We start from the raw sequence: 25,015 nt of genomic DNA on the forward strand, positions 1-25,015 counted from the left end.
CTTCTATTGAAATTTTATTAATAATTGGATATTTTAACCTTTGTATTCATAAAAAAAGATTAAAATTCAAAAGTTTATAGTTGCTTTTTAGGTAAGACTTAAGAATTTATTTAAGTTAATATTTGGTTTGTTTTGGATAAAATCAGCAGAAATTTTTGTTTCGAAGGAAAGATTATGTCAAGAATATGCGCAATTACAGGCAAAGGTCCTATGGTTGGAAACAACGTAAGCCACGCCAAAAACAGAACCAAAAGAAGGTTTTTACCAAATCTTAGAACTATAAGAGTTATGCTCGAAGACGGTACGACAAGAAAGATTAAAGTAGCCGCTTCTACGCTTAGAACAATGAGAAAACAGTCACGCTCTTAAAATTTTAAGTAAAGGAGGAATATATCTTTGTTAAGAAAGATTAAAAAATTCCTCAACTGGTCTAGCTTCGCAAAGCCGGAAATAAACCTAAACACGGAACTATACGAACAGCTTCGCCCATTTCGCCTTCCTCTTATCTTAGTTGTTTTGATGATGATGATAGGCTCGGCGGGGTATGTTTTTATAGATAATTTCAGCCTGATAGACGCTATTTATCAGGCGGGAATGACCTTTACTACGGTAGGATTTACGGAAGTCGCTCCGATTTCTCCTGCTGGACGTCTTTTTACTATCACTTTTATCTTACTTGGATTTTGTGTCTTTACTTTTTCCATCGGTCTTTTGGTGGAAGTTTTAAAAAAAGGTGCGTTAGTTTCAGTTATCAAGGAGAGGCAAATGCTTTATAAGATTGCAAGGCTCAAAAATCACTTTGTCATCTGCTATCATAATTTATACACCATTGAGTTAAGTGCGCAGTTTAGGGAAAATCATATACCTTTTGTCGTTATAGACCCGCGCGAAGATCTGCCTGAGATCGCAGAAAAATATCGCTATCCTTACTATATAATTTCTCAGCCGCATACCAAAGTAGCGCTTTTAAAAACTCACTTATCAAGTGCAAAAGGACTTATCACTCTTAGCTCAAATATAGCCGACAATATCGCCCTTATCGCAACCGTAAGGCTATATGAAAAAGAGATCGGACGAAAAAGACCGTATTTTATAATGACAAATTCCGACAACGACGATGATACCGAGCGCCTTAAAAAGCTTGGTGCAAATAGCGTGGTTTCGCCTTCAAAGCTCGTCGCACAGCGCCTTAGCGCCATGAGCGTGCGCCCTGATATGGAAAATTTGCTCGAGCAGTTTTTGTATAAGAAGGATTCGCCTATCGATATCGAAGAGATTAGTGTGCCTGATTACTCTTGGATAAGATTTAAGCGTCTTAAAGAGACAAATTTAAGAAATATCACAAATGCCGATGTGGTAGGTATTAGAGATGTAAATAATAAATTTATCCCGATGCCAAGAGGCGATACTCTCATAGGAACAGGCACTAAACTGCTTGTTATAGGTACTGCGGAGGCGATTCGCCTTACAAAAAAAGTAGTAAAAAACAAACATAAGCCTGAGGAATTTAAATATGTGTGAGATCAAATGGTTTGAAAAAGGGTTTGAAAATATCGGAGGATTTTACTTCGGCGGAGTAAATGCGGGCTTTAAAAAAGAGGGTAACGACCTAGGGTTTATCCGCGCAGATGAGCCTGTAGATGTTGCAGCCGTCTTTACTAGCAATAAATTTAAAGCCGCTCCTATAAGGCATTTTTTGAAAAAAGAGCCAAATTTTAAGACGAATTTTATCTTGCTAAATTCCAAAAATGCAAATGCTATGACAGGCGAAGCGGGTATAAACGATATCGATGAAATTTTTGCAAATTTAGGCAAAAAAATAAATTTGATAAATCCTATAATGAGCTCAACGGGCGTCATAGGATATAGGTTAAATAAAGAAAAAATTTGTGCGGCGTTTGATAAATTTGACTTTGATTTACGAGATTCAAACGGCGTTGCAAGCGCGATAATGACGACAGATAGCTTTAAAAAAGAGCTTGCTTTAAGCGTTAAGACAAAAGACGGAGAATTTAAGATAGCTGCGATTTGCAAAGGGGCGGGTATGATAAATCCTGCGCTTGCAACTATGCTTTGCTTTATCTTAACCGATGCCGATATCCCAAAATGCGATATGGACGAGCTTTTAAAGGAGGCTTGCGAAGCCAGTTTTAATTGCGTAAGCGTAGATGGCGACACTTCTACGAACGATACTGTCATGCTTTTAAGTTCTAAAGAGGCTAAATTTTATGACAAAGAGGCTTTTAGGAGAGCGTTGAATTTAATAACTAAAGAGCTTGCTTTGATGCTTGTTTGTGACGGCGAGGGAGCTACTAAAGTAGTGGAATTTGAAATTATCGGAGCATTAAATTTAAATGAAGCCAAAAAGGCAGCCAAAGCTCTTTCAAATTCGCTTCTTGTAAAAACCGCTTTATTCGGAGAGGATCCAAACTGGGGCAGGATAGCTTCAACTATCGGTGCAAACGGCGTTGAATGCGACGAAGAAGAGCTTGAAATTTATTATGATGATGTGCTTGTGTATGATAAATTTCATAAAGAGCTAGACGCCAAAAGAGAAGTCGCTGCCCATGAGGTTATGAAAAAACCAAGTTATAAGATAAGATGCAATCTAAATACAGGAGAGGCTAAATTTAGCGCTTACGGATGTGATTTGGGACATAAATACGTAAGCATAAACGCAGATTACCGTTCTTAACCCATTATTTAGGGTTGAGTTGCTAAAATTCCATAAACAATCCTCAAGGAGAAAAAATGCTACACGAATATAGGGATATCATAACAGAACTAAAAGTTTCAAACGCTAGATTTGCGTCTATCTTTGATAAACATAACGAACTAGATCAGAAAATAAAAGACGTTGAAGAGGGTAGGGAGTATGCCGATCAACTCCGTCTTGAAACGATGAAAAAAGAGAAGCTAAAGCTAAAAGATGAAGCGTATGCGATCATTTTAGAGTATAAAAAAGGAAAAGGACTCTAAGTTCTAAAATTAGCCCGCTTTGAAAACTTGAAGCGGGTTTTAATCCACTGAAATTTTCTTAAGAATATAAAAAATCACCAAACAAACAATCAAAATTCCCGTAGCTGTAACATACTCCGTCACCGCAAATCCTTTGTAACAACTTAAATAAAGCGTATTATACACACATAAAGAAAAATTATCAAATAATAAGAGCTTTCTAAAATGAAATTTGATAAAATCCACTTAAATTGCCGTAAAAAGGGAATATGATGACAGAAAAAAGAAGTGTTTTTATAAATCGTGAGCTTAGCTGGCTTAGATTTAACTCGCGCGTTTTAGCGCAATGCGATAAAAATTTGCCCCCGCTTGAAAAGCTCAAATTTATCGCTATTTATATGACAAATTTGGATGAATTTTATATGATACGCATAGCGGGGCTTAAGCAACTTTTTGCCGCAGGAGTTGTCTCTAGCGGTAGTGACGGCATGAGTCCGCTTGATCAGTTAAGAGATATAAGAAAATATATAAAAGAAGAGCTAGCCGTCGTAGAAAAGCACTACAAAGATACTTTAATCGAGCTTGGAAAGCATAATCTTTTTATAAAAAATTATGATGAAATTTCGCCCGATCTTAAGAAAAAATGTGATGATTATTTCTTTTCAAATATACTTCCGGTGATAGTTCCGATTGCCGTAGATACGACTCATCCGTTCCCGCACCTAAACAACCTTAGTTTCTCGCTTGCCGTTAAGCTTGCCGACATGGAGCATCCTGAAATTTTAAAATACGGTATGATACGCATTTCTCGCGTTCTTCCTCGCTTTTATCAAGCAAGCGATAACGTCTATGTGCCTATTGAGACTATCGTTCAGCGTCATGCTGAAGAAATTTTCCCTGGGTATAAGCTAATTAGTTCGGCAGCTTTTAGAGTTACGCGAAATGCCGATATCATAATCGAAGAAGAAGAGGCCGATGACTTTATGCTCATACTTGAGCAAGGTCTTAAGCTAAGACGAAAAGGTGCTTTTGTAAGAATGCAGATACAAAAAGACGCCGATACCGATATAGTCGAGTTTCTAAATACTCACATGAAGATTTTTTACAAGGATATTTACGAATACACGGTTCCGCTTACCTTAAATTCGCTATGGCAGATAGTAGGAAATAAAGAATTTTCTCATCTTGCGCTTCCTCCATATACGCCTAGGACTCTACTTCCTTTTAGCGAGCACTCTTCTATTTTTGATGTGATTGATAAGGAAGACGTGGTCGCGATCCACCCTTACGAGAGCTTTGATCCTGTAGTGCAGTTTATCAAAGAGGCAAGCAAGGATCCTAAAGTAATATCTATACGCATGACGCTTTACAGAGCCGATAAAAATTCGCCTATCATTCAGTCTCTGATAGATGCTGCAAGCGATGGTAAGCAGGTAACGGTCATGGTTGAGCTTAAGGCGCGCTTTGATGAGGAAAACAACCTTCATTGGGCTAAGGCGCTTGAAGACGCAGGTGCGCACGTGATATACGGCATAGCGGGCTTTAAGGTGCATGCTAAGGTTAGTCAGGTTATCCGTCAAGTGGGCGATAAGCTTAAATTTTATATGCACTTTGGCACGGGTAATTATAACGGCGGCTCTGCTAAAATTTATACAGATGTTAGTTATTTTACGAGCAAAAGCCCTTTTGCAAGCGATTCGACTACATTTTTTCATATCCTTTCGGGCTTTTCCAAGCATCGCAGATTAAGCACGCTTTCGATGTCGCCGATGCAGATAAAAGAGCGAATTTTGCAGATGATTAAGACCGAAACCAAGCACGGTAAAGATGGGCAAATCATAGCTAAAATGAACGCTTTAGTAGATAGTGATATCATAAACGCGCTAAGCGAGGCAAGTGCGGCAGGAGTGAGTATTGACCTTATCGTGCGCGGGATTTGTTGCATACGCCCCGGCATAAAAGGCGTAAGCGAAAACATCCGAGTGCGCTCTATCATCGGCAAATACTTAGAACACGCGAGAATTTTATACTTTAAGCATGCAAGACCGCAAATTTACATCTCAAGTGCGGACTGGATGCCAAGAAATTTGGAGCGCAGACTTGAGCTTATGACGCCGATTTTTGATCCGAATTTGCAAGATAGGCTTTTGGAATTTTTAAAACTTCAGCTAAGCGATAATGAGCTTGCGTTTGTGCTTGAAAATAGCGGCGAATACCGCAAAATAACTCCAAAAGATGGCGAATCAAGCATAAATTCGCAAGAAATTTTTGAAGAGTATGTAAGTAAAATTTATAAAACCACCAAGAAAGATACCGATAAAGTTAAGCGAGAGCAGATAGCTTCAAAGCTTTTTAAGGAGAGCTAATAAATTTGAAAAAATGCAAGGAAATTAGATGTTAAGCGGTATGAAATTTAAGAATTTGTTTGTGACGATAGCTTTAATGTCAAATTTGGTTTTTGCTAATGAGGATTTAATTAAAACGTTAGATGATGAGATTGGGCAGATGCGACAATTTTTAAATTTTGTTAAAAGCGAATTTAAGTTAAGCGTGCGTAAAGACAAGGATTTTAACCCAAAAGACGAAAATAACTTTATCGTTACGCACCCCGTAAGTCAAAGCGAACTAAAGAAATTTTTTGAAAATGCGTATGTGGTTACAAAAATTGCATATCCTTATAGTATCGCTTATTTGGATATTAGACATTATAAGCTTGACGCGCTTTTAGGAGAGGATCGCAAAGATCCTGTAATTGACATAAAAGAAGTTAAGTTTTTAGACGGATCAAAGCGACAAATCAACCAAAACGACATTATAACCGAGCAAAATATCCAAAAAATCGCCCAAGATATAAATGAGAGCAAATTTGAAGAGTTACAAAATATGCTTGACGCGTCTTATTTTATTTTAAATACGCCAAAGCCTGTGGATTCGCTTGAGTTGCAGATCACTCAGCAGGTTGCGACTGAGAAATTTCATAAGCTTAAAGTTGGCGAGAATTTTAAAATCGGCGAGGGCGAGATCAAGCTAGTCGATATAAAACAAAACGAGATCATCTATCATATCTCGCAAAGCTTGCAAAAAGATGAGAATTTTAAAATTTACGCTCTTTACAAAGACGGTAGGGCGATGAAAGAGATTTCGCGCAATCAAAAGACGTTTTATAGCAAAGAAGAGCTTGAGTATTTAGAAGCGCTTTTAAAAAATATGCAAGATGCAAAAAAGCTTGTGATTGAGAAAAAAATAAAGAGCAAAGAAGAGGCTCAAAGCTACATTGATACACAGATGAAAGACTTCTCGCAACCCAAAGAGTCGGGTATCATGAGCGTAGCAGAGGAGTTCGGTGCGGATGTAAGTGAAGTCGTGCTAGCTCAAAAAGTATGGGATAGAGAGTATAAATTTAGTGTCAATTACAAGACAAAACTAGCCAATAAAGACGAGCCTTATCTTGTCGCGCAGGATTTAAAAAGCGATAAATTTGGGATTTTGGGCATAGTATGGAAAGTGGAAAATTAAGCCGAAATTTGATAACGGCTTTAGGATAGCGAATAAGTATTATTTCTGGGACCAGATGGGGGAAAGAGCCGATCTTTATCACTTTTCGCCTAAACTTAACGAGCTTGAAAAGATGCCTTACGAGCTTGCGAATTTTGAAATATTTAAAGATAGATTCGTAAAAATCGAAAAACCGAGAAAAGAGAGTAAAAGTCGTGATATAGGTTTAGCCGACGCCATTACGGGCAAGATTGTTTTGCCTATAGAGTATGAATATATCAGATTTGTAAAAAACGGAATTGTAGTTTTAAAAAATAACTTAGAAGGTGTGATGGATGATAAATTTAATCTCATTTTGCCTATAGAATTTAATAGCATTGATGAAGAAAACGGCGCATATATAGTTTCAAAAGATATCAACGGAGTGCGTCGCGAAGATTTGTATAGCTTAAACGGCAAAAATTTAACGCAAGGTAAATATGTATATATCAAATACGCCGGCGAAGGAAAATTTATTGCTACGCAAGGCAAGTTAAAAGACAATGTTATGCACATACAAGATGGCTTTCTCATAGATAAAAACGCAGAAGTTGTTATTGATTTTAAAAAGCTCGGTCTATATGAGAGTGACAAATTTAGCTCAGGACTTATGCCTGTAAAAGATAGAAAAACCGACTTATACGGATATATAAACGATAAAGGCGAGATAGTGATACCTGCTGAATTTGAGCAAGCTGAGAGGTTTTTTTGAAGCGTCTAACTACGCGCTTGCACGCTCAAAAGAGGGCATTTCCGTTCTTATTGATAAAAGCGGCAAAGTCGTAACGGCTTTTTACGGATATTGGGATTATATAAATTTTGCAGGCGATGAAAAGGGCAGATACTTTAGAATGAACGATGTTTGGTATGATGCGTTTGGAAATAAAGTGAAGGAGTAGGCTAGGCCCTAAAATCTCGGTCTATAAGTGCAAAATTTATAAATTTACGTTATAAAGCAGCATAAATTGCAGGAGGTATTTAAATGATAGCTATTATTTTACCTCTTATTGTTTTTTTGGCATTGACAGTAGCTTTGCGCAGAACACGCTATTTTAAGTCAGCCTTAATGTTTATGTTATTTTTTTCGTACCGATAGAAATTTAAGGGCGAATTTATGATTTTTTACGTCTTTTGTCGTTTTATTTTAAATTTAGCTTATGATACGTTATAAAAATATCCCATAAATTTTGAGTTAATTTTATCTCAAATATCGTTACAAGCGGCAAATATTTTGAATTTCTAAAGGAGATAGAGTTTTAAAAATGTTAAAAATTACTTCAGAATATAGCAAAAAATAAACGAGTTTTATTAAAATTTAAAGAGCTTATGAGATAAATTAAACAAATAGCTCGGACTTTTACCTTATATATAGTATATAGTTAATTATTTTAAGACTTGAGTATAAAGTATCTATTGTAAAAATACTTCTCAGTTCAATAAAACTAGATATATCTTGTAAATAATATATAGATTTTGATTGGTATTGTAAATTAATAAAATTTATCTTTTTCATATAGAAGACAATTTTTATTAAATAATTCTATTTGAAATATCGGTTTATTATTTTTTACCATGCCTATCGCCACTAAGTTATAAAGAGTATTTTCCTCTATGTCTATATCATCAAAAATTGTAATGCTAAATTTTATCTTTTCTTTTGGAACTATTTGCAAATATCCTGCTTCCCAACTTTTTTCTTTCTTAAATTTTAACATTACTTTTCCATAAAACACAAAAAGCTCACCTACATTTTCTTCATCAAAGTAAGCATTTAGACTTTTTCTTTTTATGCTCTTTCTTGTCGTTGTAATCCCTTGTTTGGGCTCAATTATCATTAGGTTGCTTTGTGTTCGGGCGATATTGTGGTTTATAGTTGTAACATTTTTGCTTATACATAGATAGCGCATTGCAGACTGCATTAAGTTGTGTATTTGTTTATTGTTTTGCAAGTCTTTAAGATATTCGGTAGTAACTTGCGTGTCGGCTGACTCGTATGCATAGGGGCAATATTTTTCATGTATTGAGCCTTGCGTAGTTCTAGGGTGCGCAACTTTACCTTTTGCATTCACAAAGGTTAGTTTAGCCACCCTGCAATCAGGACAAAAGATGTTATCGCGATATTTTTGCATATAGTTTTTATCATTCAAATCAGTGATTGATGATATCATATCGCCTGTTTTGTAGTAAAATTCATCATATTTTGTCATTTTCTTCTCCTAAATTTTATATCTTTCTTAGCTTTGCTATCTCGTCTCTAAGCGCAGCCGCCTTTTCAAACTCAAGCTTGCTTGCGGCTTCAAGCATCTGCTTTCTTAGCTCTTTTACTATTTTAGTGCGCTCGGCAGCAGGCATCTTTTCTAGATTTTCGCCTTGGCGATAAATTTCACCTTCATCTTCGACTTTTAAACTCTCTTCGATATTTCTACTTGCAGAGCGCGGAGTGATGCCATGCTTTTTGTTGTACTCATCTTGCAGCTTCCTGCGCGCTAAGGTCGTATCCATAGCTTCTTGCATAGAGCGCGTGATCTTTTTTGCAAACATCAGCACGCGTCCGTTTACGTTTCTAGCCGCTCGTCCCATTGTTTGGATTAAGCTCGTAGTAGAGCGCAAAAAGCCCTCTTTATCGGCATCCATTATCGCTATAAGGCTAACTTCTGGCAGGTCAAGCCCCTCGCGAAGCAAATTTATGCCTATTAGCATGTCAAAATCCCCGCTTCTAAGCCCTCTTATGATCTCGTTTCGCTCTATTGCGTCGATATCCGAGTGCATATATTTCACCTTGATACCAAGCTCGGTGTAGTAGCGGCTTAGCTCTTCGGCCATCTTTTTAGTTAGCACCGTTACCAAAACGCGCTCATCACGCTCTATCACTCGCTTTGCCTCATCAAACAAAATTTCAACCTGATTGTCGCTATCTTTTATTTCTATTTGCGGATCAAGCAAGCCCGTAGGACGTAAAATTTGCTCATAAATACGCCCTTTGCTAAGATCTAGCTCAAGCTCGTTTGGAGTTGCCGATACAAAGAGAAATTTCGCTCTTTTGGAGATAAACTCATCAAATTTCAAAGGACGGTTATCAAGCGCTGAAGGCAGGCGAAAACCATATTCCACAAGTGTCTCCTTGCGGCTTCTATCGCCTGCATACATTCCGCGAAACTGCGGCAAGCTCACGTGGCTTTCATCGATTATCACGAGATAGTCTTTACCGCTAACTTCAAAATAATCAAACAACGTATAAGGCGTCTCGCCCGGCTTTTGCCCCGTAAGATGTCGCGCATAGTTCTCAACTCCTTTGCACATGCCTGTCGAGCTTAGCATCTCAAGGTCAAACTCAACCCTCTGCTTTAGCCTTTGAGACTCCACCAGCTTGCCCTCGGCGTTAAATTCCTTAAGCCTTTCATCAAGCTCGGCTTCTATCTGCTTTATAGCGATTTTTAGCCTATCTTCACCCACCACAAACTGGCTTGTAGCATAAAGCGTAAATTTCGTCACGCTTTTAGTTTTTTTATTATCCAGCACGTCGAAGTGATACATCTCATCGATCTCATCGCCGAAAAACTCTATCCTAAGCGCCTCGTCGTGATAATACGCAGGATAGACATCGACCACGTCGCCGTTTACGCGAAAGTCGCCACGGTCGAAGTAGGCATCGTTTCGCTTGTAGCCCATATCCACGAGCTTACTAAGCAGTTTGCGCTGATTTAGCGTGTCGCCTGTTTTTAGATACAGCACCATGCCTTGATATTCGCTTGGATTTCCTAAGCCGTAGTTTGCAGACACCGAAGCTACGCATATCACATCATCAAAGCTTAATAGACTCGCAGTAGCCGACAGTCTCATGCGCTCAAGCTCTTCGTTTACGGAGCTATCTTTTTCTATAAACAAGTCTTGGCGCGGGATATAAGCTTCTGGCTGATAGTAGTCGTAGTAGCTGATAAAGTACTCTACATGATTACGCGGGAAAAACCCCTTAAATTCGCTATAAAGTTGCGCCGCTAGAGATTTGTTGTGAGTCATGACAAGGGTTGGCATATTTAGCTCTTTTATCACGTTTGCCATCGTAAAAGTCTTACCGGAGCCCGTTACGCCAAGCAAAGTCTGGTAGTTTGAGCCTGAATTTATCGATTTTACTATGTTTTTGATAGCCTTAGCTTGATCAGGACTTGGGCTAAATTTGGATGAAATTTCAAAATTTGTCATTAAACGCCTTTAAAAAAGAGCTTATTTTTGCTACAATTATGCCGAGATTATACCAAATAAAGGGACGATATGTTTGAAAACGACAAAGTGCTAAACACCCTAACCGATAAGGTTAACGACCTGCTTGCCAGATACAATGAAGTGTGCGAGGAGAACGAGCAGCTTCGCAACGAGCTAATCAGTCTAAAAGCGCAAAACGAAGCCAAATCAAATCAAATTTTAAGATTGGAAGAAGAAGTTAAGAGCAAAAATATCGAATCAGACGACATCGTGCGCAAGATCGAGGCAGTCTTAGGAAAATAATGAAAAAGATAACAGTCACAATCGCATCAAGAGACTATACTATCAGCCTTGAAGATGACTTCGCCAAGAGCTTTGAGCGCGACTGGGAGGTATTTTTGGGCGGGAAGAAATATCTTGATGTGAAAGAGCTGTTAAGTGCTTTTGTGCAAAAAAGCTACGAAAACTACCGGCAAGAGCGCGATCTGCAAAGCTTAGCGCAAAAATTAAGTGATGAGATAAATCATAGCTAAAATATTACTCAAAATTTACCAAATATTTATAATAATTTAATAATTATTTAAGCATTCTAGGAATATAATTCCGCTTAACTACATAAATGTATGTAGAATTTATTTAAGGAGTCTCTTATGAGAAAAGGTTTTACAATGATTGAGTTGATCTTCGTGATCGTTATACTAGGTATTTTGGCTGCTGTAGCTATCCCAAGACTAGCTGCAACAAGAGATGACGCAGAAATTTCAAAAACTGCTACAAACATTACAACAGTACTAGGTGATTTAACATCTTATTATACTTCTCAAGGACAATTTGCAGATAATTTTCCTGCTATGACTGCTGTTTCTGTGCCTGTTAAAGCTAAATCTAATGATTGTTTACTTATAACTCAACCAGCAACAGATGCTCAAGAATTATCTGTAGAAATTAAAGAAGATGGGTTATGTGCTCAAGTATGGGCTCTTCCAAGCTTAAAAGAAGTAAAAAAATCTATAACAGACAATAACAGTAAGATTAAAGTTGGCGGTCAAGGCGTTAAATATCAATAATTAACTAAATTAAGCAAAGAGTACATAAAACTCTTTGCTTTTATAATTATTACTATATTCATTTCTCTTTCTTAAATCTTTTTATATTTTTAATTTTTATTGTTAAAGTATTTTAATTTTAGTTTGATTGAGAAGGCGTGCTGCAAGAAGTGAACATATCTATAAAAGGACTAATTATGCGTAAAGGTTTTACTATAATTGAGTTGGTCTTTGTTATTGTTATTTTAGGAATTTTAGCTATTGTTGCTATAGTAAAGTTAAACGCAACTAGAGATGATGCGGAAATTTCAAAAACTGCTACAAATATTGTAGTTTTGATTAATGATTTAACATCTTATTACACTGTTAAAAACGAATTCTTAACAACTATTTCAAAAATGTCAAATGTATCAAATCCTGTGAAAGCTAAAGATGAGATATGTTTTACAGTATTAACTCCTGCTGCATCCAGTAAAGATATAGAAGTTGTTATAGGAAATAAAGGATTATGTTCTAAAGTGTGGGAGTTACCAAGCCTTAAAGAAATCAAAGAGAAAATAGAAATCAATTCTAATAAAATTATAGTCGGCGGACAGGCTGTCAAATACTGAACTATTATAGTTTTATTGTTTTTAATTTATTACAAACAACAGTTGGCTATATATTGTTTATGATATAATTTAGATGAAATTTATGTAAAGGGTTTTTATGAAACGTGCATTTACAATGGTTGAACTTGTTTTTGTTATAGTTGTTATAGGAATTTTAGCAGGTATTGCCGCACCAAGGCTTTTTGCAACTAGAGATGATGCCATCATAACAAAAGCAAGATCTGATATCGCCTCTATAAAAAGTGCGGTAGTTAATTTTAGAAATACAAACATGCTACAAGGAAAATTTGAATACCCTAATCTTGAAGGAAGCAACAACGATGTTCTTTTTGAAGCTGTTTTGCAAAATGGCATAGTTCCAAACTCTAAGTCCGGTTGGGATTTATCAGGAAATGACTATAAATTCAACTTGGCAGGAAGTAGTATAACTTTTACATACGATAAAACCACAGGCACTTTTGATTGTGCCGAAGCGGATAAGAAAAAAGATCTTTGCAACCAGCTCACTAAATAATGCACTACTATGAAATTTTGTTAAGCGGTCTAATTTTAGAACCGCTTACTTATCATAGTGGCGAAATCATAAAGCCTTACACTCAAGTAAGGCTAAAATTAAAAAACAAAACAACTCTTGGCTATGTTTTAAGAGATACTCAAAAACCAAATTTTAAAACATCTGAAATTTTAGAAATTTTACCAGGTAGGCTAACTCAAATCCAAATCGAACTTTTAAATTTTATCTCTCATTACTATATCTCAAATTTATCGGTTGCTTCAAATTTATTTATCTCGTTTGATGAGAGTGGGCAACAACTAAATCAAAATCATAAATTCGATAAAGAGCCAAATTTAAGTAAGGATCAAAATATAGCTTTGAAATTTGCTAAAGAGCATAAAACTAGCCTTCTTTTTGGCGATACGGGAAGTGGAAAGAGTGAAATTTATATATCATTAATCCGAGAGCATTTAAACAATGGAAAGCAAGTTTTATTTCTCATGCCTGAAATTTCACTCACTCCGCAAATGCAAAAAAGATTAAGCGAATATTTTGGCGATAAATTTGCTCTTTGGCACTCTAAGATAACGCCTAAAAATCGCAAAGAAGCTTTAGCTAAATTTATGAGTGGCGAGATAAAGCTCATCGCAGGTGCCAGATCGGCTCTGTTTTTACCTTTTACCGACCTATCACTTATAATAGTAGATGAGGAGCATGACGATAGCTACAAATCAGCGCAAAATCCACATTATAACGCAAGGGATTTGGCATTAGTTTTGGCAAATAAATTTGATATAAAAGTGCTTCTTGGCTCAGCTACTCCGAGCTTAACTAGCTTTTATAAGCAGCCAAATTTTAGACTCAAAGGCACATTTTTTAAAAGCGATAAAAGCTTTATCTATGATGAGAGCCAAACTGCAGTTAGCGAGACTATCCTAAATGAGCTTAAAGCTAGTCTTGAAAATGGTAAACAAGCTGTCGTGCTTCTACCTACAAGAGCAAATTTTAAATATCTTGTTTGCAAGGATTGTTTTGGCACTATAAAATGTCCGTTTTGTAGTGTCGGAATGAGTTTTTATAAGAAGCGTAATGCGCTTAAGTGTCAGTATTGCGGATTTATGACACCTGTACTAAAAACTTGTGACAAATGTGGTAGCGAGATGATAGAGGCAAAAAAGCTTGGCACCGATGAGCTAATAAATTTGCTTAAAGACGCACTTCCAAGCGCTCGCATAGCCAAATTTGATAGAGATGAGATAACCACGCAAAAAAAGCTAGAAAATAGTCTCAAAGCCTTTAACGCAGGCGAGATAGATGTCCTTGTAGGCACTCAAATGCTTAGCAAAGGACATGACTATCACAATGTTGATCTAGCAGTTGTAATGGGCGTTGATGAGCTTTTAAATTTTCCTGATTTTCGTGCGCGTGAGCGGGTGCTTGCACTTGCTATGCAGGTTGCTGGCAGGGCTGGCAGGAGTGGAGCGGGCAGAGTCGTGATACAAAGCTTGCAAAGAGAGTTTTTTGAGAAATTTGTGCAGGATTATGATAGCTTTTTAAAAGAGGAGATGGGCGCACGCAAAGAACTTTATCCGCCATTTGTTAGGCTTTTAAGAGCTGTCATCGCGAATAAAAATGAAAAAACCGCTAAAGAAATTTTAGATGAGTGTGTAAATGAGCTTAAAAATTTTCAAATCAAAGAGCCAAATTTGCAGATAGTAGGACACGGAAAATGCGCGATAGAAATTCTCTCGCAAAAATATCGCTTTGAAATTTTGCTTCGCTCTAGCTTGCATATTCCACTTATAAAAGCGGGTAAAATTTGCTTAAAATTCAGCTTTGATGTCGATATGGATCCGCTTAACTTCTCTTGAGTTTATATATTTTCATATTTTTACTTGCTTTGAGTTTTATAGTTTATTTTCACGTACAAAAGCGGGTTAAAAGAGAAAATTTTTTATAATTACTCAAAAATTTAAAGGCTAAATTTGCAAAGATATCCAACCAGACAGATAAAAATTCGCGATGTTTTAATTGGTGGCGATGCTCCTATATCGGTGCAGTCGATGACTTTTTCAAAGACAAAAGATATAAAAGGCACGCTAGAGCAGATAAATAGGCTGTATTTTGCGGGATGTGATATAGTCCGCTGCGCCGTGCTTGACAAAGAGGATGCGAGCGCTTTGAAGCAGATAGTGGAACAAAGCCCGCTTCCCGTGGTTGCCGACATTCATTTTAACTACCGATATGCGCTCATAGTGAGCGAATTTGTCGATGCGGTGCGGATAAATCCGGGCAATATCGGCTCAAAAGAGCGGATAAAAGCTGTCGTTGAAGCGTGCAAGCAGCGAAATTTACCTATCAGAATAGGCGTAAATTCAGGCTCGCTTGAAGAGCAGTTTGAGAACAAATTCGGACGAACCGTTGAAGCGATGGTCGCAAGTGCGATGTATAATATAAATTTGCTTGAGGATTTTGACTTCACAGACATTAAAATTTCGCTTAAATCAAGTGATGTAGAGCGCACGATGGCAGCTTACCGCGCTCTTCGTCCAAAGGTTGATTATCCGTTTCACTTAGGCGTTACGGAGGCGGGCACAACCTTTCATGCGACCATAAAATCGGCTATCGCGCTTGGCGGGCTTTTGCTCGAAGGTATCGGCGATACGATGAGAGTAAGTATCACGGGCGAGCTTGAAGAAGAGATAAAGGTCGCAAAAGCGATTTTAAAAGATAGCGGAAGGCAAAAAGAGGGATTAAATATCATCTCTTGCCCTACCTGTGGGAGGCTTCAAAGCGATCTAATGGCGGCGATTAAGATAGTCGAGGAAAAGACAAAGCATATCAAAGAGCCGCTTAACGTCTCTGTTATGGGCTGTGTGGTAAATGCGATAGGCGAGGCTAAGGGTGCTGATGTGGCCATAGCTTTTGGCAAGGAAAGCGGGCTTATAATGCGACGCGGAGAGGTCGTTGCAAGGCTGAAAGAGCATGAGCTTGTGGATAGATTTCTTTTGGAACTTGACGAGGAGATAAAGTCTCGTAGTTGATTTAGCCTGCTTGTGATTTGGACGAGATAAATTTGTCGTCGGTTTTTGGTCGGCGATAGAATTTCAAGCAAATTTGCGAGAGATTTAAAGAATTTAGCTCTTTTGTATGGCTGAAATTTAAAATATAAATGATTGGAGAAAAACGTGGCAAAAGCCCAAAATATCGATATGCACAACCTTTATGACCTTGATATGGAGCGTGCGATACTAAGCTCGATTATCTATAGTAGTGAAAATTTGGCTGAAATTTTTGACATTATTTCGGCGGGGGATTTTTACCTTAAGGGGCACTGCGACGTTTATACCGCGATGGTTGAGTGCATGAATGCCGATTTGCCTATCGAAACTAGCTTTTTAAAGACTAAGCTCGCAAACAAATTTGACGAGGAAATTTTAGCCAACATTATCGGCACGAATTCAATCCTTGACATCAAAAAATACGCAACCGAACTTCGTGAAAAGTCGATAAAACGCTCTCTTGTAAAGATAGCTCATCAGATACCAAACAAAGTAAGCGAAGATAAGCCAAGTCGGGATATGGTCGATGAGCTTAGCCAGAGTTTTTATTCGCTTGTTGAAGGCTCTGCCGCAGGCGTGATAAAAGATAGCAAAGAGATTATAGTTGATGTTTTGGCTCATCTTGAGAAGCAAAAATTGCTTGAGGATAAAGATATCGTAGGTATCGACACGGGCTTTAGGCAGTTAAACGAGATGACGAAGGGCTTTAAAAACGGCGATCTTATCATCATTGCCGCACGCCCTGGCATGGGCAAGACGACGATTTGTCTAAATTTGATGAACCACGTGCTTGGGCGAGGAAACGGAGTCGTGTTTTTCTCGCTTGAGATGCCTGCCGAGCAGATCATGCTAAGAATGCTTTCTGCCAAAACCTCAATCCCGCTTCAAAACATCACGACTGCCAAGATGGATGATGACGAGTGGAGCAGGATGAGCGATGCATGCGACGATATGGCAAACAAAAAGCTCTTTGTATACGATAGCGGATATGTAAATATCCATCAAATTCGCACTCAAATGCGCAAGCTAAAATCAAGCCATCCTGAAATTTCACTCTGCGTGATTGATTATATCGGACTTATGATGGCTACTTCAAACTATGCCGATCGCCACTTGCAGATAGCTGAAATTTCACGCGGACTAAAGCTTCTTGCGCGTGAACTTGATATGCCGATAATTGCCTTATCTCAGCTTAATCGTAGCCTAGAAGCACGGGCAAATAAACGTCCTATGCTAAGTGATTTAAGAGAATCGGGAGCGATAGAACAAGATGCGGATATGATACTTTTTGTTTATCGCGATGAGGTTTATCTTGAGCAAGAAGAAAAAGAGCGTGAAAAGCGCGCCAAAGCCGAAGGTAAGGAGTATGTGCGCAAATTTATCCCAAATAAGATCGAAGAGGACGCCGAGATCATCATAGGTAAAAACAGAAACGGACCTGTCGGGACGGTTGAAGTCATCTTTCAAAAGGAATTTACGCGCTTTGTGGATAAGAGTTTCGCGCCTCAAGTTACGGAATTTACGGGCTGAGGTAAATTTTTGACATGCTTTTCAAATTTGAAAATTTATATTTGCTTAAAGCTTTTAATTTTCAAATTTTAAAGCTTTAAATCCCGTGCAGCAAAACCAAATTTTTGAAAATAGAGGCGAAATAGGGCTGTTTTGTCTATTTTGCATAATCATACTATCTATAAATTTAAGCCTTAAATTTTATGATTTTTATCAGTTTAAACAAGACAGATATCTTGTACTAAACGCAAAAGTGCTTCAAAGCTATACTAAACAAAACGATAAGGGCAAAAGATACCGAGTTCTTAAGCTAAAGACTCATAAATTTAGCTTCTACACTACATCAAAAGCGGAGTTTGAGCCTGAGATAAATGCTCGAATTTTGGTTCGTCCCGCTCAAAAAAACGTAAAATTCATAGAGTTTTTAAGCGAGAATTTTTATATGCCCAACTTCGGCTTGCTTGAGCTTAGGGAAAGTAAAAACTCACAAAACAGTTTGCAAGAAAATCTAAGGGATAAATTTTATGAATTTATCGCAGGTCAGCATGATGAATCAAAAGCCAAAGAGCTTTATGCGGCACTTTTTCTCGCAACGCCGATTTCAAAAGAGCTTAGAGATGATGTAAATCACTTTGGAATCGCTCATCTTGTGGCGATCTCGGGCTATCATTTGGGTCTGATTTTTGGTGTGATGTATTTTTGCTTGCGTCCTTTTTATAGATATTTTCAAGTTAGGCATTTTCCGTATCGAAGCGAAAAATTTGATTTAAGCGCGGTGATTTTTGTTCTTTTGTTTAGTTATCTGTGGCTTATTGATTTTGTGCCGTCGTTTTTGCGAGCGTTTTTGATGAGCCTGCTCGTCTTTTATCTTTTTAGTCGCAATATACGCATAATAAGCTTTGAAATCCTAGCCGTTATCGTTGCTCTGGCAGTTAGTTTTATGCCAAGCTTAGCTTTTAGCGTGGGGTTTTATTTCTCTTGTGCGGGGGTGTTTTTTATCTATCTTTACTTGCACCATTTTAAGGATAAATTTTCAAATTTAATTCACGTCTTGCTTTTGAATTTGTGGGTGTTTTCTGCGATGATTATTCCTGTGCTTTATTTTTTTCCGCTTATTAGCTTTCAGCAGTTTAGTGTGCTTCCTTTAAGCATAATTTTTACTGTTTTTTATCCTGTTGCCGCCTTACTGCACGTGCTAAATTTGGGCGGAGCATTTGATGAATTTTTAGTTTGGTTTTTGTCTTTGCGTTTGCCAAGCGTAAATTTAAATATTAATTTTTGGATATTTTTAGCATATAACATCTGCGCGTTAATCAGCATTAAAAGCCGAAATTTGGCTATTTTTGTCGTGGCATTAAATTTGTTTTGTTTTTTAGTCTTGCTTTGAAATTTGCAAAATTTGTTATTTGTCGATGGTCTTTTTCGCTCTATCTTTTTGCTCTAAAAAGCTGCATAATTTCACTCCGTATAAAAATATAATCCACGAAACATAGACCCATACGAAGAAGAACAGTACAACCGAAAAAGAGCCGTAAATGCTAAGATAGGTTTTGTTATTTACTGCGTAAAACACAAATAGGCTTTTGCCAAAATACCATATTAAGGAAGCTACAAACGAGCTAAACAAGGCGTTTTTAACCGCTATAGGACGACTTACGGAGATGAGATACGTTATACAAAATATCGCCCAAATGATAAGATACGGAAATATACTTAAGAAGTTTATCCACTTTGTGTAGTATGTCGCATTTAAGAAATCCTGAAGCAAATTTGACAGATAAAAACTAAGTCCAAGTCCAAGCGGAGCAAGGGTGATAAGCGTCCAATACGCACTTAAAGAGTGCCAAAAGCTTCTGCCTTCGGTTTTCATGATTTTGTTTATGACATATTCGTAATCTACGAAAAACATTACCGAAGTAAAGATAATAGCGCCAAGTCCTAGCATGCCCAGACTTGAGCTGTTTTGTAAAAATGTCTCTATATATTCGCTTATCACGTCTTGATTTGAAGGCAAAAGAGAGGAAAAAATAAACTCTTTTATCTTGGTGTAATACATCTTAAAGCTTGGCATCTGCGTAAAAATGGAAAATGAGATGAGAAGCACCGGGATAATCGAAAGCATAGTGTGAAAGCTAAGGCTTGAGGCATAGTGAAAGAGCTGTTTGTCTTTGATACTAAGTGCGATTTTGACATATGCTTTTAGTTCTTCTTTATTGATCTTAGCTCTCACTTGCACCCTTTAAATTTTATAGCCCCATCTTGTTTGGATTTAGGATATTGTTTGGATCAAACGCCTTTTTTATCGCTCTAAATAGCTGTATTTCAGCTTCACTAAAGGCAAGCGGCATAAATTCTGCCTTGCTTATGCCTATGCCGTGTTCGCCGCTAAGCGTGCCACCAAGATCAACCGTGATCTTAAAAATTTCTTCTATCGCTTTGTGTCCGTTTTCTACTTGAACGGGATCGGTTTTATCCACAACCATTACGTTCGTATGGACGTTTCCATCACCCGTATGACCAAAACACGGAACCTTAACGCCGTATTTTTTAGAAACCTCTGAAATTTTATCAAGCAATTCGGGAAGCTTTGAGCGTGGCACGGTGATATCTTCGTTTAGCTTTAAATTTCCATAAATCGTAATGCTTTGCGAGCAGTTTCTACGCGCAAACCAGATATCTTTTCTCTCGGCATCATCGCGTGCGACCTTAAATTCGCTTGCGCCGTTTTCTTTAAACACCCTTTCTATCGTCGCTAAATCCTGATCAAGTCCCGTTTGTATATCGCCATCAACGTCAGTTATCAAGATAGCGCCCGCATTTACAGGTAAGCCTTTTTGAAATTTCTCTTCAACCGCTCTTATGCTTAAATTGTCTAAAAATTCCATTGCCACTGGAGTTACGCCCGCCGCCATAGTTTTATAAACGGCGTTCATGGCTGAATTTACGCTATCAAATACACCCATTGCCGTTTTTTGAAATTTCGGTTTTGCGATTAGTTTTAAGGTGATTTCGGTTATCACCGCAAGAGTTCCTTCGCTAGCTATCAAAATTCCCGCCGTATTATATCCTGCGACGTCTTTTATCGTGCGTTTGCCCGCTCTTATGACCTCTCCGTTTGGAAGCACGGCACGAAGCGCCATTACGTAGTCTTTGGTTATGCCGTATTTTGCGGCTCTCATGCCGCCTGCGTTTTCGCTGACGTTTCCGCCTATGGTCGAGTAGTCTTGGCTCGCAGGATCTGGCGGATAAAATAGCCCGACCTCTTCAGCCGCACGCTGCAAGTCCATGTTTATAACGCCAGGTTGAACTACTGCGACCATGTTTTGCATATCGATCTCAAGAATTTTATTCATATGCTTTTCAAATCCAAGCACGATACCGCCGTCTATCGCCAAAGATCCGCCCGTAAAGCCGCTTCCGGCACCTCTTGGGATGACGGGAATTTTATGCTCGTTGCAGTATTTTAAAATTTCGCTTACATCGCTTTCATCTCTTGGAAATAGCACTCCATCAGGCAAATGGCGCTTTCTGGTCGCATCATAGCTGTAAGCCAGCAGGTGCGCTTTATCAAAATATGCATTGTCTTGATTTAGTAGTTTAGTGAAAAAATCAATATGTCTTTTTTCCATTACTTCTCTTTCAAAAGTGATTTATAATGGCGATCAAAGTCGCTTATCTTGCTTGATCCAAGCTTCCAAAATACCGTGTCTATATCTTTAACTCTCGTATAAAAAGGTAGCTGATAGTACGCCACGCTTCCGCTTTGAAATTTTTTAAGCACTTCAAAGCTTTGGCAGTCCGCAAACAGACTTTCGTTATTCATCGCGATAAATATAAGCCCCGCAGCGCTTTGCGAGCACATCTTGCGGAAGTCGTCTCGGCTCGGGTTTGGTTTATATTCGTAACTTAAGTATGAGCCCACGATATCTGGGTGAATAAACTCCATATCCTTAAAAGCGCTTATGACTTCGTTGTAAATTTCTTTGTTTGGAACTATGATTAAAGAGCGGTTATAAAGGTAGTTTAGTATGACCGTATCGCCACTTGCGGGAAGAATTCCGGGGATCGGAAGCGCTTTTTGGGTTAGACTGTCAAATACTTCAAAGCGAATTTTTGCAAATCCGCCGCCTTTTTCGGTTACGCTAACGCGAGCTATGATAGAGCTTTTGCGAGCGTCAAATTTATGCACGACTATGCCACTTGAACCTACTACTATATCAGGACTATCGATGATAGTTCCAAATCCGTCTTTTGCTTCAATTATCGGAGTTTGATACTCTTTTATGTTAAATTCCGCCGAGAAAACAAATGTAAAAATTGCAGTTAAGATAAACAAAATCCGTCTCAAATTCGCTCCTAAAATTTAAAAATTTCAAATGATTATAACTTAAAACAGCTTAGTTTTGCAAAATATAAGCAAGCATAAAGTAAAATTATCCCTATTATTTATTCAGGGGAGCGTATGGTTAGAATTTTTTTTGTGGGTATATTTTTAAGTCTTCAACTTTGCGCCGCTAAACTTAGCGTAGAAGAGCTTTCTTGGCCAAACGGCTCTACTTTTTTAACGTTTTTAGAAGCTAATTCAATCCCTCTTTCGCTTTATTATAATCTTGACAGAGAAGATAAAGAGATCGCAAGCGAGATCATGGCGGGCGTTAAGTATCAAATTTTAAGAGATGAACAAGACGGCATTCGTCAGGTTTTAATCCCCGTAAACGAAGAGCTTCAGATTCAAATTTTTAAAGACGAATACGATAAATTTAAGATACAACTTACCCCCATATCCTATCAGCTCGAGGATAAAATTTTAAGTATCAAGCTTGAAAACTCTCCGTATAAAGATATCGTTGATCACACCGGAAGCATAGGGCTTGCAAATGCTTTTTCCTTGGCTATGAGGGGTGAAGTTGATTTTAGAAAGCTTAAAAAAGGCGATAAGATAATCATAGTCTATACTCAAAAACGTCGCTTGGGGCGAGTTTTCGGTATGCCTGAAATTCATTCGGCTATGGTAGAAGCAAGTAAAAAACGCTACTCGGTTTATAAATTTGAAAATAAATTTTATAACAAAAGCGGTAAGAAAAACGATAAATTTTTCTTAATAAGACCGCTTGGAAACGCTAAGATAACATCGCCTTTTACTCTTAAAAGATATCATCCCGTGCTTAAGAGATATAGAGCTCACTTAGGAGTTGATTACGGTGCACCAAAAGGAACTCCTATCAAATCAGCAGGCGACGGCAAGGTGAAATTCGTAGGCAGAAAAAACGGATACGGTAAAACCATAGTCATAAATCACGGCGGCGGATACGAGACGCTTTACGCTCATGTAAACGGCTTTGCTAAAGGCATGAAATCAGGCGCTAAAGTAAAACAGGGGCAGGTTATAGCTTACGTCGGAAATACGGGACTTAGCACTGGAGCGCACCTTCACTTTGGTCTTTATAAAAACCAACAAGCCATAAATCCTGAAAAAATGCTTAAGTCAAAAAAGGCTATCGTAACGAGCTCCGGCTCAAAAGAGAGCGGTAAATTTAAAAAAGTTGTCGATGAAAACGATGCAAAGATGAAAAAATATATCGTAGAAGATATTCAGAGCGAAAAAGAGGAAGTCTTTGATAACTTTATCGAGTTTAAGGATATAGATGAACGAAAATGATCAACTGCTTGAAGCCAAAGAGCTTATAGACTCTCACCTAAACGACACTATTGATGAGGAGCTTAGCGCAGCCGATCTGGCTCAACATCTAAGAACTGTTAAAAAGCACGATGAGGAGCTATTTGCAGAATATATAGAAAGGCTTGAGCCTGAAATTTTAGGCGATGTGGCTATCGAGCTTCCCGATCACATGCTTAAAGATGTGATTGAAACCTTGCCTAGCGAAAAGATTATCGAAGCTATCGAGGAGCTAGAAAGCGACGATGCCGCTGAGCTTTTAGAATATATCGAAGATATCGATGAGCAAAAGGCGAAGGAGCTTTTTGACGGGCTTGATAGGGATGATCAAGAAGAAATTTTACGTATTAGAAGTTATGATGAAAATGAAGCCGGCGCTTATATGCAAACCGAGCTTTTTAGCGCAAATTTACAAGAAAAGCTTCAATCTGCGGTCGATAGACTAAGAGTTCAAAAAGAGAACGGCGAACTTGAAAACGTATCTCAGCTTTTTATCGTAGATGAAGAGCAAATTTTGCGTTATGCTATACCGCTTGAGGATCTGATTTTATTTAACTTTAACTCCACTCTTAAAGATATCATTGCAAGAAGTGAGGAGGATAAGTATAAGCCTCATGTGGCGGTTGATAATGAGCCTATAGAGGATGTCGTAGAGAGAGTTCAGGACTACGATATGAACTCCATAGCGGTTGTTGATAGCAAAGGCGTTTTGCTCGGTCGTATCACAACGGACGATATACACGACTTTATCCAAGAGAGCGCTACGGAGCAAATTTATAACCTTGCAAACGTTGGTGATGCGGACGAAGAAGAGGAAGATAGCCTTATTAAAGCAACCAAATCGCGCGGAATTTGGCTTTTTATAAATTTATTTACGGCTATAGTCTCTTCAAGTATCATAGGGCTGTTTGACGAGACGATCGCAAGCTATGTGGCACTTGCCGTTTTAATGCCGATAGTAGCTTCCATGGGCGGTAACACCGGCACTCAAGCGCTAACGGTAACGGTTAGAAAGCTAACTCTTGGGGATATCGAATTTAAAGATGCCAAAGATGTATTAAAGCGCGAGCTTTCTATAGCGCTTTTAAACGGGTTTATTTTTGCCGTGATGATGGGTATTATCGCTTCTGTCTGGTTTTCTCGCCCTATGCTTGGCGTTGTAATAGGAGCTTCAATGCTTATAAATTTGTTTTTTGCAGGGTTTTTTGGGACTTTCATACCTTTAACTTTAAAGAAATTTAATATCGATCCGGCTGTAGGCTCAAGCGTGCTTCTTACGACGGTTACGGATGTGGTGGGATTTTTTAGTTTCTTGGGACTTGCTAAATGGATACTATTATAGAAGATATAGAAATTTTAGGACTTAAGGAGTCTAAATTTATTAGACCTTATAGGCTTGGATACAAGATGGACGGAGTTAAAAGATATTGGGACTGCGTTCATGTGCATAGTAGCGTGTCCGTGCTTTTGTATCATGAAGAACAAGACGCTTTTTTGCTGGTTAAGCAGTTTCGCCCGGCTGTTTGGTATAACCTGCAAAAAGAGGGTGAAAAATATGAGGATATGGGCTATACTTACGAGCTTTGCGCAGGACTTATGGATAAGGACTTAAGCGAAGAAGAGACGATCAAAGAAGAGGCTATCGAAGAGGTTGGGTTTAGACTGGATCAGGTTGAAAAGATAGCCGTTACTCATGGCGCGCTTGGTTTTGGAGGCAATAAGCAAACTATGTTTTTTGCCAAAATAAACGAGAGTATGAGAGTTTCAAAAGGTGGCGGAATAGACGGCGAAAAGATAGAAAGCGTGTATATAAAAATTTCTCACGCAAGAGAGTTTATGCGTGATGAGAAAAAGGTAAAAGCGCCGGGACTTCTCTTTGCTTTTATGTGGTTTTTTGATAAATTTTCAAAATAAGCAAAGCT

General features: G+C 38.1%; 25 protein-coding genes. 20 read left to right on the top strand and 5 right to left on the bottom strand.

Going from position 1 to position 25,015, the window contains the following annotated elements:
* Positions 1-174 precede the first annotated feature (174 nt).
* The 8 genes from rpmB (at position 175) to CORI_RS03755 (ending at position 7,391) form a co-directional block, all read left to right on the top strand.
* Positions 175-369 (top strand): 50S ribosomal protein L28, encoded by a 195-nt coding sequence (rpmB, locus tag CORI_RS03720; RefSeq protein WP_169942076.1) that lies wholly within the window; start codon positions 175-177, stop codon positions 367-369.
* Between the two features lie 21 nt (positions 370-390).
* Positions 391-1,521, top strand: a complete 1,131-nt coding sequence (locus CORI_RS03725; protein WP_169942099.1) for a TrkA family potassium uptake protein — start codon at positions 391-393, stop codon at positions 1,519-1,521.
* The gene (gene argJ, locus CORI_RS03730; protein ID WP_173030860.1) at positions 1,514-2,695 is read left to right on the top strand and encodes a bifunctional glutamate N-acetyltransferase/amino-acid acetyltransferase ArgJ; all 1,182 of its coding nucleotides are present in this window, start codon (positions 1,514-1,516) and stop codon (positions 2,693-2,695) included. The genes CORI_RS03725 and argJ overlap by 8 nt, the downstream gene beginning before the upstream one ends.
* Before the next feature lie 56 nt (positions 2,696-2,751).
* Positions 2,752-2,979 carry a YdcH family protein gene (locus tag CORI_RS03735; protein WP_173030861.1) on the top strand — a complete coding sequence of 76 codons (228 nt, stop codon included), beginning with the start codon at positions 2,752-2,754 and terminating at the stop codon, positions 2,977-2,979.
* 251 nt (positions 2,980-3,230) lie between these two features.
* Positions 3,231-5,324 carry an RNA degradosome polyphosphate kinase gene (locus CORI_RS03740; protein WP_173030862.1) on the top strand — a complete coding sequence of 698 codons (2,094 nt, stop codon included), beginning with the start codon at positions 3,231-3,233 and terminating at the stop codon, positions 5,322-5,324.
* A 28-nt stretch (positions 5,325-5,352) separates the two neighbouring features.
* Positions 5,353-6,474, top strand: a complete 1,122-nt coding sequence (locus CORI_RS03745; protein WP_173030863.1) for a hypothetical protein — start codon at positions 5,353-5,355, stop codon at positions 6,472-6,474.
* Between the two features lie 55 nt (positions 6,475-6,529).
* Positions 6,530-7,204, top strand: coding sequence for a WG repeat-containing protein (locus CORI_RS03750; protein ID WP_173031925.1), 675 nt, complete (start codon positions 6,530-6,532; stop codon positions 7,202-7,204).
* Positions 7,179-7,391, top strand: a complete 213-nt coding sequence (locus CORI_RS03755) for a hypothetical protein (RefSeq protein ID WP_173030864.1) — start codon at positions 7,179-7,181, stop codon at positions 7,389-7,391. The genes CORI_RS03750 and CORI_RS03755 overlap by 26 nt, the downstream gene beginning before the upstream one ends.
* 591 nt (positions 7,392-7,982) lie before the next feature.
* Here CORI_RS03755 and CORI_RS03760 read toward each other — a convergent pair.
* Positions 7,983-8,699 carry a hypothetical protein gene (locus CORI_RS03760; RefSeq protein WP_173030865.1) on the bottom strand — a complete coding sequence of 239 codons (717 nt, stop codon included), beginning with the start codon at positions 8,697-8,699 and terminating at the stop codon, positions 7,983-7,985.
* Positions 8,700-8,715: 16 nt separating this feature from the next.
* Positions 8,716-10,692, bottom strand: a complete 1,977-nt coding sequence (uvrB, locus tag CORI_RS03765) for an excinuclease ABC subunit UvrB (RefSeq protein WP_173030866.1) — start codon at positions 10,690-10,692, stop codon at positions 8,716-8,718.
* A 69-nt stretch (positions 10,693-10,761) separates the two neighbouring features.
* Here uvrB and CORI_RS03770 point away from each other — a divergent pair, with 69 nt between their 5' ends.
* From CORI_RS03770 to CORI_RS03810, 9 genes are all read left to right on the top strand, one after another.
* Positions 10,762-10,995 (top strand): hypothetical protein, encoded by a 234-nt coding sequence (locus CORI_RS03770; protein WP_169943128.1) that lies wholly within the window; start codon positions 10,762-10,764, stop codon positions 10,993-10,995.
* Positions 10,995-11,225, top strand: coding sequence for a hypothetical protein (locus tag CORI_RS03775; RefSeq protein ID WP_173030867.1), 231 nt, complete (start codon positions 10,995-10,997; stop codon positions 11,223-11,225). Before CORI_RS03770 ends, CORI_RS03775 begins: the two co-directional genes overlap by 1 nt.
* A gap of 117 nt (positions 11,226-11,342) precedes the next feature.
* The gene (locus CORI_RS03780; RefSeq protein WP_173030868.1) at positions 11,343-11,759 is read left to right on the top strand and encodes a type II secretion system protein; all 417 of its coding nucleotides are present in this window, start codon (positions 11,343-11,345) and stop codon (positions 11,757-11,759) included.
* A gap of 176 nt (positions 11,760-11,935) precedes the next feature.
* Complete coding sequence (locus CORI_RS03785) at positions 11,936-12,349, top strand: type II secretion system protein (protein ID WP_173030869.1); 414 nt, start codon at positions 11,936-11,938, stop codon at positions 12,347-12,349.
* Between the two features lie 97 nt (positions 12,350-12,446).
* Complete coding sequence (locus CORI_RS03790) at positions 12,447-12,863, top strand: prepilin-type N-terminal cleavage/methylation domain-containing protein (protein ID WP_173030870.1); 417 nt, start codon at positions 12,447-12,449, stop codon at positions 12,861-12,863.
* Positions 12,863-14,716, top strand: a complete 1,854-nt coding sequence (locus CORI_RS03795) for a primosomal protein N' (RefSeq protein WP_173030871.1) — start codon at positions 12,863-12,865, stop codon at positions 14,714-14,716. Before CORI_RS03790 ends, CORI_RS03795 begins: the two co-directional genes overlap by 1 nt.
* A 114-nt stretch (positions 14,717-14,830) precedes the next feature.
* Positions 14,831-15,889, top strand: a complete 1,059-nt coding sequence (gene ispG, locus CORI_RS03800; protein ID WP_169943132.1) for a flavodoxin-dependent (E)-4-hydroxy-3-methylbut-2-enyl-diphosphate synthase — start codon at positions 14,831-14,833, stop codon at positions 15,887-15,889.
* Positions 15,890-16,057: 168 nt separating this feature from the next.
* On the top strand, positions 16,058-17,437 hold the full coding sequence (locus CORI_RS03805) for a replicative DNA helicase (protein WP_254064974.1): 1,380 nt from the start codon (positions 16,058-16,060) through the stop codon (positions 17,435-17,437).
* 85 nt (positions 17,438-17,522) lie between these two features.
* A complete protein-coding gene (locus CORI_RS03810) occupies positions 17,523-18,803 on the top strand; it encodes a ComEC/Rec2 family competence protein (protein WP_254064956.1) in 1,281 nt (426 codons plus the stop codon).
* 15 nt (positions 18,804-18,818) lie between these two features.
* Here the strand turns inward: CORI_RS03810 and CORI_RS03815 are convergent, their stop codons facing one another.
* Genes CORI_RS03815 through CORI_RS03825 form a run of 3 tightly spaced genes read right to left on the bottom strand, consistent with a single transcriptional unit; the run spans position 18,819 to position 21,764 of the window.
* Complete coding sequence (locus tag CORI_RS03815; RefSeq protein WP_254064957.1) at positions 18,819-19,646, bottom strand: YihY family inner membrane protein; 828 nt, start codon at positions 19,644-19,646, stop codon at positions 18,819-18,821.
* Positions 19,647-19,662: 16 nt separating this feature from the next.
* Positions 19,663-21,045, bottom strand: coding sequence for an FAD-linked oxidase C-terminal domain-containing protein (locus CORI_RS03820; RefSeq protein WP_173030873.1), 1,383 nt, complete (start codon positions 21,043-21,045; stop codon positions 19,663-19,665).
* Complete coding sequence (locus CORI_RS03825) at positions 21,045-21,764, bottom strand: plasminogen-binding N-terminal domain-containing protein (RefSeq protein ID WP_169943136.1); 720 nt, start codon at positions 21,762-21,764, stop codon at positions 21,045-21,047. The genes CORI_RS03820 and CORI_RS03825 overlap by 1 nt, the downstream gene beginning before the upstream one ends.
* A gap of 114 nt (positions 21,765-21,878) precedes the next feature.
* Here CORI_RS03825 and CORI_RS03830 point away from each other — a divergent pair, with 114 nt between their 5' ends.
* The 3 genes from CORI_RS03830 to CORI_RS03840 are packed head-to-tail and all read left to right on the top strand — an operon-like array spanning position 21,879 to position 25,007.
* Positions 21,879-23,075 carry a peptidoglycan DD-metalloendopeptidase family protein gene (locus CORI_RS03830; RefSeq protein ID WP_173030874.1) on the top strand — a complete coding sequence of 399 codons (1,197 nt, stop codon included), beginning with the start codon at positions 21,879-21,881 and terminating at the stop codon, positions 23,073-23,075.
* Positions 23,062-24,435 (top strand): magnesium transporter, encoded by a 1,374-nt coding sequence (gene mgtE, locus CORI_RS03835; protein WP_173030875.1) that lies wholly within the window; start codon positions 23,062-23,064, stop codon positions 24,433-24,435. Before CORI_RS03830 ends, mgtE begins: the two co-directional genes overlap by 14 nt.
* Positions 24,420-25,007 carry an NUDIX hydrolase gene (locus CORI_RS03840; protein WP_173030876.1) on the top strand — a complete coding sequence of 196 codons (588 nt, stop codon included), beginning with the start codon at positions 24,420-24,422 and terminating at the stop codon, positions 25,005-25,007. The genes mgtE and CORI_RS03840 overlap by 16 nt, the downstream gene beginning before the upstream one ends.
* Positions 25,008-25,015 lie beyond the last annotated feature (8 nt).

It is taken from the genome of Campylobacter sp. CCUG 57310, from assembly GCF_013201975.1.
Taxonomy (GTDB): domain Bacteria; phylum Campylobacterota; class Campylobacteria; order Campylobacterales; family Campylobacteraceae; genus Campylobacter_A; species Campylobacter_A canis.

What these genes read in the sequence shown, in the direction of transcription:
- rpmB (WP_169942076.1), top strand. Translation starts at nt 175, where the DNA reads ATGTCAAGAATATGCGCAATTACAGGCAAAGGTCCTATGGTTGGAAAC.
- argJ (WP_173030860.1), top strand. Translation starts at nt 1,514, where the DNA reads ATGTGTGAGATCAAATGGTTTGAAAAAGGGTTTGAAAATATCGGAGGA.
- CORI_RS03735 (WP_173030861.1), top strand. Translation starts at nt 2,752, where the DNA reads ATGCTACACGAATATAGGGATATCATAACAGAACTAAAAGTTTCAAAC.
- CORI_RS03740 (WP_173030862.1), top strand. Translation starts at nt 3,231, where the DNA reads ATGACAGAAAAAAGAAGTGTTTTTATAAATCGTGAGCTTAGCTGGCTT.
- CORI_RS03745 (WP_173030863.1), top strand. Translation starts at nt 5,353, where the DNA reads ATGTTAAGCGGTATGAAATTTAAGAATTTGTTTGTGACGATAGCTTTA.
- CORI_RS03750 (WP_173031925.1), top strand. Translation starts at nt 6,530, where the DNA reads ATGGGGGAAAGAGCCGATCTTTATCACTTTTCGCCTAAACTTAACGAG.
- CORI_RS03760 (WP_173030865.1), bottom strand. Translation starts at nt 8,699, where the DNA reads ATGACAAAATATGATGAATTTTACTACAAAACAGGCGATATGATATCA.
- uvrB (WP_173030866.1), bottom strand. Translation starts at nt 10,692, where the DNA reads ATGACAAATTTTGAAATTTCATCCAAATTTAGCCCAAGTCCTGATCAA.
- CORI_RS03770 (WP_169943128.1), top strand. Translation starts at nt 10,762, where the DNA reads ATGTTTGAAAACGACAAAGTGCTAAACACCCTAACCGATAAGGTTAAC.
- CORI_RS03775 (WP_173030867.1), top strand. Translation starts at nt 10,995, where the DNA reads ATGAAAAAGATAACAGTCACAATCGCATCAAGAGACTATACTATCAGC.
- CORI_RS03780 (WP_173030868.1), top strand. Translation starts at nt 11,343, where the DNA reads ATGAGAAAAGGTTTTACAATGATTGAGTTGATCTTCGTGATCGTTATA.
- CORI_RS03785 (WP_173030869.1), top strand. Translation starts at nt 11,936, where the DNA reads ATGCGTAAAGGTTTTACTATAATTGAGTTGGTCTTTGTTATTGTTATT.
- CORI_RS03790 (WP_173030870.1), top strand. Translation starts at nt 12,447, where the DNA reads ATGAAACGTGCATTTACAATGGTTGAACTTGTTTTTGTTATAGTTGTT.
- CORI_RS03795 (WP_173030871.1), top strand. Translation starts at nt 12,863, where the DNA reads ATGCACTACTATGAAATTTTGTTAAGCGGTCTAATTTTAGAACCGCTT.
- CORI_RS03805 (WP_254064974.1), top strand. Translation starts at nt 16,058, where the DNA reads ATGCACAACCTTTATGACCTTGATATGGAGCGTGCGATACTAAGCTCG.
- CORI_RS03820 (WP_173030873.1), bottom strand. Translation starts at nt 21,045, where the DNA reads ATGGAAAAAAGACATATTGATTTTTTCACTAAACTACTAAATCAAGAC.
- CORI_RS03830 (WP_173030874.1), top strand. Translation starts at nt 21,879, where the DNA reads ATGGTTAGAATTTTTTTTGTGGGTATATTTTTAAGTCTTCAACTTTGC.
- mgtE (WP_173030875.1), top strand. Translation starts at nt 23,062, where the DNA reads ATGAACGAAAATGATCAACTGCTTGAAGCCAAAGAGCTTATAGACTCT.
- CORI_RS03840 (WP_173030876.1), top strand. Translation starts at nt 24,420, where the DNA reads ATGGATACTATTATAGAAGATATAGAAATTTTAGGACTTAAGGAGTCT.